Source organism: Candidatus Effluviviaceae Genus V sp. (genome assembly GCA_014728125.1).
In the GTDB taxonomy this organism is placed as follows: domain Bacteria; phylum Joyebacterota; class Joyebacteria; order Joyebacterales; family Joyebacteraceae; genus WJMD01.
Genome location: WJMD01000148.1, coordinates 1 through 7976 on the forward strand (window position 1 = coordinate 1; position 7976 = coordinate 7976).

The 7976-nt window shown below is 67.0% G+C and carries 8 protein-coding genes; 6 read left to right on the top strand and 2 right to left on the bottom strand.

Annotation, left to right across the window (positions count from 1 at the left end; all coding sequences use genetic code 11):
* On the bottom strand, window positions 1-699 hold a 699-nt coding region (locus tag GF405_09215), incomplete at its 3' end, for a hypothetical protein (GenBank protein ID MBD3368330.1).
* A gap of 370 nt (window positions 700-1069) precedes the next feature.
* Here GF405_09215 and GF405_09220 point away from each other — a divergent pair.
* From GF405_09220 to GF405_09230, 3 genes are all read left to right on the top strand, one after another.
* Entirely contained in the window at window positions 1070-2191 is a 1122-nt protein-coding gene (locus GF405_09220) for an AAA family ATPase (GenBank protein MBD3368331.1), read from the top strand.
* A 64-nt stretch (window positions 2192-2255) separates the two neighbouring features.
* Window positions 2256-3266 (top strand): hypothetical protein, encoded by a 1011-nt coding sequence (locus GF405_09225; protein MBD3368332.1) that lies wholly within the window; start codon window positions 2256-2258, stop codon window positions 3264-3266.
* The gene (locus tag GF405_09230) at window positions 3263-4147 is read left to right on the top strand and encodes a hypothetical protein (protein ID MBD3368333.1); all 885 of its coding nucleotides are present in this window, start codon (window positions 3263-3265) and stop codon (window positions 4145-4147) included. Before GF405_09225 ends, GF405_09230 begins: the two co-directional genes overlap by 4 nt.
* Window positions 4148-4541: 394 nt before the next feature.
* On the opposite strand, the gene GF405_09235 is transcribed toward GF405_09230, so the two are convergent.
* Complete coding sequence (locus GF405_09235; protein ID MBD3368334.1) at window positions 4542-5084, bottom strand: sigma-70 family RNA polymerase sigma factor; 543 nt, start codon at window positions 5082-5084, stop codon at window positions 4542-4544.
* A 315-nt stretch (window positions 5085-5399) separates the two neighbouring features.
* Between GF405_09235 and GF405_09240 the strand changes: the two genes are divergently transcribed.
* Genes GF405_09240 through GF405_09250 form a run of 3 tightly spaced genes read left to right on the top strand, consistent with a single transcriptional unit; the run spans window position 5400 to window position 7922 of the window.
* Window positions 5400-5726: a hypothetical protein gene (locus tag GF405_09240; GenBank protein MBD3368335.1), complete on the top strand. Its 327-nt coding sequence runs from the start codon at window positions 5400-5402 to the stop codon at window positions 5724-5726.
* Window positions 5727-5765: 39 nt separating this feature from the next.
* Entirely contained in the window at window positions 5766-7250 is a 1485-nt protein-coding gene (locus tag GF405_09245) for a hypothetical protein (GenBank protein ID MBD3368336.1), read from the top strand.
* Window positions 7251-7271: 21 nt separating this feature from the next.
* A complete protein-coding gene (locus GF405_09250) occupies window positions 7272-7922 on the top strand; it encodes a hypothetical protein (GenBank protein ID MBD3368337.1) in 651 nt (216 codons plus the stop codon).
* Window positions 7923-7976: the final 54 nt, after the last annotated feature.

Genomic DNA, 7976 nt, shown 5'->3' on the forward strand with positions numbered 1-7976 from the left:
CTCGAACAGGACGACGCCGGCCGGCAGCTGCTTGCTGGCCTGCACGCCGACCGTGAAGGCGGTGGCGTCGATGAGCTCATCGCCCAGGGTGAACTTCTGCCAGAAGAAGCCCGCCGCGATGTCGGCCGGGACGGGTTCGTCGATGTACTGTGAGATGCTGTGACGGAGTCCGAAACCGTAGAGGCTGACGTTGCCGAGTTCGACGTCGCCCGTGTCGAGGGCGATGTACCTGATGAGCGCCTCGGTGCCCCTGACCGACCCGATGCGGACCTGCGGCACGGCCAGCGTGAACGAGTTCAGGGAGAACCCGCCGGGAAAGGCGAAGCTCGTCCCGCCGTCCCCCTGTACGACGACCGCGTCGCCTGAGCCGACCACGGTCGGCGCTGCGATCGTCTGCTCCGGAGAGAAGCCCTCCTCGGTGGTCGCGTCGAAGGTCTCGTCGTCGTCGGAGAAGAGGACCGCGACGATGCGCGTGTCGAGGCTCAGGTGGAATCCGTCCGGCGGTATGTAGGCCGACGACCAGAGGCCGCCGTTGAGGTCTGCGCCGATCGCGTCCGCCAGCGGCTGCAGGTAGCCCTCCGCGTTGTCGCCAGTGTACGCCGAGATCTGGTCCTCGATCTGTGCCGACGCGGTGCCGAACGCCAGGAGTCCGGCGGCCAGCCCGACGACGGCGGCGAGGAGCCGCATGCTTCGTCTCATGCTCTTCCTCCCTCGAAGGGGTGAGAGTCTGCCTACCCCTGCTTCCGCGCGCCCGCTCCTCCGTCCTATCGCACGCCCCGCACCGCCGCGCGGCAGCTTCGATGAGAACTGAACCACCGGCCTCGGCGGCGCGTCAAGAGCATTCTTGAGGGAGAGTCGGTCTCGTCCCGCGCGAAAGGCACCGCACGATCGGGGAAGAACTTGACACGGCCCGTCCGATTGGATAGCGTCTTTGGGTCCACAATCCCTGACAGCCCGCGCAGCGTGCGGTGTCCCGGCCATAGCGTCGGCCCGGGGCGTCCCCTGGTGTTGTCTGGCGGGCGCCGTGAGAACGGCGCCGGTCGCTCTCTCTTGAGTGGAGGAGACTGCGATGCGTTCGATCGCCATCGTCAACCAGAAGGGTGGATGCGGGAAGACCACGACCGCCATCAGTCTGGCCACCTACCTTGCGGACTCCGAGCGCCGCGTCCTCCTGATCGACTGCGACCCACAGTCCCACGCCTCGATCGGTCTGGGCGTCGACACGGACGCCATCGAGCGCGGTACCTACGACGTCTTCATGGATCCCGGAACACAGATTGCAGATACCGTCTACCACGTCTCCGAGAACCTCGACGTCGTCCCTTCGAACGTCGTGCTGTCTGCAGTCGAGCAGCAGCTCTCGGGGCAGCCCGATCGCGAGAACAGGCTGCGATGGAAGCTCGAGGCTTGCAGGGGGGACTACGACTACGTCTTCGTCGACTGTCCTCCGAGCGTCGGGCTTCTGACCTTCAACGCCGTCGTGGCCTGTGACGAGGCGCTCGTCGTCATGGAGCCCTCGTTCTTCTCGCTGCACGGCGCGCTGAAGGTCGTCGAGACGATCGACCTCGTCAGGGAACAGCTCTCGATGACGAAGCGCGTCCGCGTGCTGATCACGATGTTCGACCGCCGAACCCGGTTCTCGAAGGAGTTCCTCGAGGAGGCGAGAGTCAGGTTCGGCCGCGAGCTCTACGACACGGTCATCCGCAGCACCGTCAGGTTCCGCGAGGCGGCGAACTGGGGTGTCGCCATCTCGCACTACTCGAAGAGCTGTGGCGGCTCGCGGGACTACAAGACGCTCGCCCGCGAGGTCATGGCCGAGGAGGAGTCGCTCGAATCGCCGCCGGAGGAGGTTCAGGAGAGCTCCAACGGCGCGCCCCTCGAGCAGGGGATGGACGACTGGATCCTGACGCAGCCGGGTCCGCACTTCGTCGAGGGGGGCGTTCTCTTCTCCCTCGTGGCCCCGGAGGCGAACGAGGTCGAGCTGGTCGGCAGCTTCAATGAGTGGGACCGGTCACGCGCGGTCCCGCTGAGCCGGCAGTCGAACGGCGTCTGGCACACGACGCTCGATCTGTCGCCGGGGCGCCACCTGTACAAGTTCATCATCGACGGCGCGTGGCGGCCCGATCCGGCCAACGAGAACAGGATCAGGCCGAACGAGGACTGCATCGTAGAGGTCTACCAGAGGAAGTGAGGCGACCGCCGCGCCTGCGGCGGCCGAGAGACGGCACACGCACCCGGTCTTCGGAAAAGGCAACATGAGCGGGCAGCAGGACGACAGAACGCCGAAGACGCTGGCAGACGTATCACACCTCTTCTTCTCCAGGAGTGACGCGTCCGAGCAGGGCGACGAGCGGTCGCGCGCAGACGCGACGGTCTGCGCCGCCGGTCCGGCCGGACAGGCCGGCGATGCGGCGGGGGAGGCGTCCGCGACGGGTTCCGTGCCGGTCCCGTCGACGTCGAGGGCCGATCAGGGTCACTGGAACCGCACGGTGGTCGTGCCCGTCACGGGAGGCGGGCGCCCCGGCGCGTCCACGATCGCCGTCAACCTGGCCCACGCACTGCTTCCCTGGGGACGCGTCGCTCTCTTCGACGCCGACGGGCGGCTTCCAAACGCCCGTTTCTATCTCGGACTCTCGTCGGCACATTACCTCGGTCATCTGACCGGCGCAGAGCCGGCGCCCACCACCATTGTGGAGGGGGGCCTGCTCGTCGGCGACTGGGTATCCGGACACGCGGGGCCGGACGACGGCTCCCTTTCCGGTGAGGCGCTCTACGTCGACGTGGCCGACGCCGGCAGGCGCGCGATCGACCTGGCGGTCGTCGACGTGGCGCCGGACCGCCTGGAGATCCTGCGACCGATCGCACAGCTCGTCGCCGCTCCGGTCCTCGTCGCCGAGCCGAGCTTCGACGGTTTCGTCGGCGCCTACGCGGCCGCCTCGGCGCTCCGGTCGGCCGGCATGTTTGACCTTGAGCTCGTTGTCAACGGCATCGAAGCCCCGGAGGAGGGGCAGCGGTTTTCCGCGAAGATGCGGGAGGCCGGTCGACGTCTGTTGGATATGGAGATACGCTTCGCCGGGGCCGTGCGCCGCGAGCCCCGGCTCGGCAGCAGGCAGCGCGAGCGGGGACCGGTGGTCCGCTCGGAGCCTGACTCGGTCGCGGCGCTGTCGCTCCGGGAGGTCGCGGCGAACGTGCTGGCTGCGAGCCGGGAGGGCGAGAGTGCGACCGGTGCGGAAGGCCGCATCGGCACGCAGGAGGTTCAGCCATGAGCTACAGCATCGAACGGACAGACCTTCCGGGACGCAGGTCGCTCTGCCGCATGGTGGCCGGGCAGCCTGACGCTTTCGGGGAGGGAACACGTCTGGTGGACGACGATGCGCGTGGTCCTTCCGGTATCGACCTCGTGCTGGCCGGTCCGGAGGGCAGGCCGGTTCTCGTCGACGTGGTCGCAGGGGAGGAGCGCCAGATCCCGGCACGGCTCTTCGAGCACCGCGCGTGGCTCGAATCGAACGGGCGGCTCTTCATGAAGGCGTATGGCCGGGACGGTGTCTCGCGTCCCGATGAGCCCGTCGTCGTGTTCGTCACAGGGAGCGTTCCGGCGGGTGTGATCGGGGTTCTCGCTGCGCTCGGGGACGGGGATGTCAGGTTGCTCCGCGCCGAGGCGTTCCGGGTCGACGGCGAGGAGACGGTTGCTCTGGAGGACGTGACGCCGGCGGTCGCAGAACCCGGGCCCCGGAGCGGACGGAGCGAGCCTCACGATGAGCCGGACGTCAGCGGGGATACCGATGCGGCCGGCATCCGTTCCGAGGGCGTCAGGGCGCTCTTCGAGCTGTTTCGTTCGGGCGTCGACGGACTGGACGGGCGCATCGAGGCGGAGGTCGGTGACGAGGCGGCCGAGTTCGCGCTGTCGGGTCGAAGGCTGGCCCGCGTCGCGTGGTCGCCTGAGAGCTTCACCGTCACGGTCGGGGACGGCCGGAACAACCCGATCGTCGTGTCCGACCGCGTGTCCTTGGAGCGTGCTCTGAATGCCGTCGTGTCCTACTTCGTCAGGGAAGAGGAGCCGGGGGGGCCGAGCGCGTCGTCGGATGTGCCGGAAGAGGAGCGGGCTGAGCTCGCGGCGGTCTGGTCCGGAGGAGGCTCGACCGACTAGAGCCTCTCGTCCGAACCGGGGACCACGCGAAACGGGGGCCTCATGGCCCCCGCCGGGCAACAGAAACAGGGGCTTTCGCCCCTGCATAATCTACAACGCCGGAACCGCTGCGAAGTGTGCAGCGGTTTTTTTTGTTTTTCCCCGCCGGGCCCCGGGAGACTGCACAGGAAGGCTCTCCGGAGGTTCCCCCTGCGCCTGTGAGGCCCAACGGAAGGCCCCGAGAGCACGAAAGGGGCCCACAAGGGCCCCTTCAAAGAAACAGGGGCCTTTTGGCCCCTTCATACTCTACAACGCCGGAAACACCGCGAAGTGTGCAGTACTTTCTTGCCTTTTCTGCCGTCGTGTCGCTGAGGGACCCGTCAGAGGGATGACCGGCGCGGAAAGTCCCCTTGCACTAGGCTCTTCCTGGGTACACGGTCTCGCGGGCGTCGCTCAGAGCCGCCCTGATCTTCACGAGCTCGTTCGCCACCGTCCTCCTCGAGATGCCGAGAGCCTCCGCGACTTCGATTCGCGTGAACCCCTGTGCCAGTGCGTAGGCGATCTGTCGCTGCCGCTCCGTGAGGCTCTCCATCGCCTCGTGGACCTCGATGGAGAGCGTCACCGCCTCGGGGACGGTCTCGAGCGGCTCGGTCAGGAGCAGCTCGTGCCAGTCGGCGGGTATGATGCGCAGGACCTGGGGGTCCACGTCGCCGAGGATCCCGTAGTGGATGACCTGCCGGTCGAGATCGCCCTCGGGACAGTCGATGGCCGTCCGTCGCATGAAGTCGACGGCCCGCCAACGGGCTCCCGAGAGATACCACGAGCGCGTCTTGCCCTCGGGCGCATGCCAGATGTGGATGCGCATCTCCTGGGTGAGGTCCTCCTTGAGCACCTCGTCGCTGGTCAGTCGCGCGGCGATCCGCGCTATGTCGGTCTCGAACTCATACCAGCGCTGCATGGGACCCGCTCGTTCCCTTTCTTCTCGCCTGGAAGCCGACGGAGAACAGCCTGCACACCTCTATTCTGTCAGGGGCTTCCCGACATGTCAAGAAAGCGGCGGTTCATCGGATGGTCCGCCCGGTCGCTCCGCCTCCCTGTGCGGATGCCCGACCGTCTTCCGGGCGGTCTCCGTCCCGTCCCGCCCGGCTTGACACCCCTTTCGGCCGGACCTACAATGAGATTGCACGAACCATGCCGACCATCGCCTGACGCGTTGTGGACCACGCGACGCGGCCCGCCCCGCGGATCTCGTCCGCTCGAATGGAGGTACCAGATGAGAGCAGCCGCCTCAGCACTGCGGCTCGTCGTGCTTGTCGCTCTTTGCCTGCCGCTTGTCGCCGGATGCGCCGCGACGGCCGGGGGAGCGAACGAGGAGGTTCCGAGCGACCCTAAGATCCTCTGCGACGAGCTCGCCGAGATCCGAAACGACATAGCGAATGTCGAGGAACTCATCAAGGGCACGAAGGCCGAGATGAACATGAAGGAGGATCCGAATCTCCGCTCACAGCTCCGGAGTCTCGAGATGGAGCTCTACCATCTCCGCGGCAGAGAGCGGGCCCTCGAGGAGGCCCGCATAGAGATCGGCGCCACCTGCGACTGACGGACGGCGTGCCTGCAGCCCACATCAAGGAGGTAGCGTGTGATCCGGCGTTCTCCCTTTGTCCTCTCGCTGATCGCACTCCTGGTCGTTGCGCCCTTCGCGAGCGCGGAGGTACTGAGCGACATCTGGTTCGAGACCGTGCTCGCCGGGTCGCCGGTCGGGTACGTTCACGAGGTGACGGAGACCCGGCCGACGAGCATCGTCACCGGGGTCGAGTCGCGGATCGTCGTTGAGCGCATGGGGAGGCCCGTTCTGATCGACGGCAGGGAGCGCTGGGCCGAGACGCCGACCGGCGAGCCCCTGAGCTACCGGTCGACGGCGAGGCTCGCGGTCGAGGAGACGACGCTCGACGCCACGGTGGACGACGGCGTCATCAAGCTGAGGAAGGCGACGGGTGAGGACGCGACCCATACCAGCCTTCCGTTCGACGAGGACCTTCTCTGGCCGTTCGCCATCAGGCAGCTGCACGCGGAACACGCCGGAACGGAGGGGACGACCTACTCGTTCGCCACGTTCGACCCCGAGCTCGAGGCCGTCGTGGAGTATGACGTCGAGGTTCTTGGATCCGAGACCGTTACATTGCTCGGTGAGGCACGGTCCCTGCATAAGATACGTCTCGTGACGCCGTCGTATCCCGGCGTCGAGTTCGTCGAGTGGAGAGATGACGCGGGACGGCTCTGGAAGATGGAGGCGCCGGAACTCTCGGTGGCCGCCGCCAGGACGACCCGGGAGTCGGCTCAGGCTTCCAGAGAGGCGACCGATCTGGTCGCCTCGACCATGATCAAGACGAATGCCGATATCCTGGAGCCCTACGCCGTCGACGAGGCCCTCTATGAGCTGTGGCTCGAGGATGGGGCTGAGATGGCGGGACGCATACCGGAGGATGCTCGGCAGACGATCGAGGGCACGACCGACCGCGGCATTCTCCTGAGAGTGAGACGAGTGGTTCCCGACTCGACCAGGACCGTGACGTTCCCGGTTCGCGGCGCGGAGTTCGAGAAGTACCTCGAAGGCAACTCGCTCATGCAGACGTGGTACCTGAGAATCCTCGGGGCGGCGTCGAAGTCTGTCTGGGAGACAGGGCAGGACGCGTGGCTCGGAGCCGTCGGCATCGAGGCCTGGGTTTTCCGGATCATCGACAACAAGGGATTCGGTACCGCCCTGGCCTCCGCCCGAGAGGTTATCGAGCGTCAGGAAGGCGACTGCAGCGAACACGCCGTGTTGACGGCGGCGATGGCACGTTCGGTCGGCATACCGGCCAGGCTGGTCTCCGGCATCGTCCACGCCGACGGACGGTTCGCCTACCACATGTGGGTAGAGGTCTGGACCGGCGACGGTTGGTACGCGCTCGATGCGACGGTCGGCCGGGGAAGCGTCGATGCGACCCACATCAAGTTCGCCGACTCTGCCGCCGAGAACGGCCGGGTTGGAGATCTGGCTGTCGCCATCGCGCCGTTCTTCAACCGACTCAACGTCCGCGTCGTCGAGTATACGATCGACGGTGAGACACACACGGTCAACTGACGTGCTGTTCGGGAGTGAGCAATGAGCAGATCGGACAACGCACGCGCCGCCTGCCGCGCGGCGCTCGCCGCGGCGCTCGCGGCCGTGGTCGCACTGGGCGCCGGATGCTCCGGGAGCGAGGCCGGCCGGGAACAGGCCCAGGCCGAGGCGGATGCGGGTGAGCGCGGCACGGGCTCGACCGACGGCAGCGTCCCGAGCGAGGCCGCGAGGTCTCGGGGGCTCGCCGTGCGCGACGAGGCGGACGAGGTCGAGGAGGTCAAGCCCGAGATCGTTCTGCAGACCGTCGTCTACGAGTGGAAGGAGAGCCCCGAGCGGGGCCTGAGGGTCGTGTTCGAGTTCGTGAACCCGAACGTCACCTACGAGCGGGCGCGGGGCTACGCCTTCGCGGTCGCATCGTCAACGTCCGGCGGACGTCCCGGTGCCTATCCCTGGGACGCCGAGCTGGTGAACGGCGAGCCGGAAGATTACCGGGACGGAACGCGTCTGCTGTACCGGGACGACCAGACGGTCAGCGCGTTCATCCCATACAGTGGGGGGGTGGGCTACTATGATCGGTTGAAGGTGCTCGTCTATGACGAGGACGGGGACCTCCTGATCGGCGAGAGCTACGAGCTCGAGCTCGACGGGAGCCCGTCAGGCCCGAAGGAGACGAAACCGGCCTTGGTTCTTTAGATCCGGGGGGTAGTCTTGATGTACCGCAAGCAGAAGGTCGGACACGAGACGAAG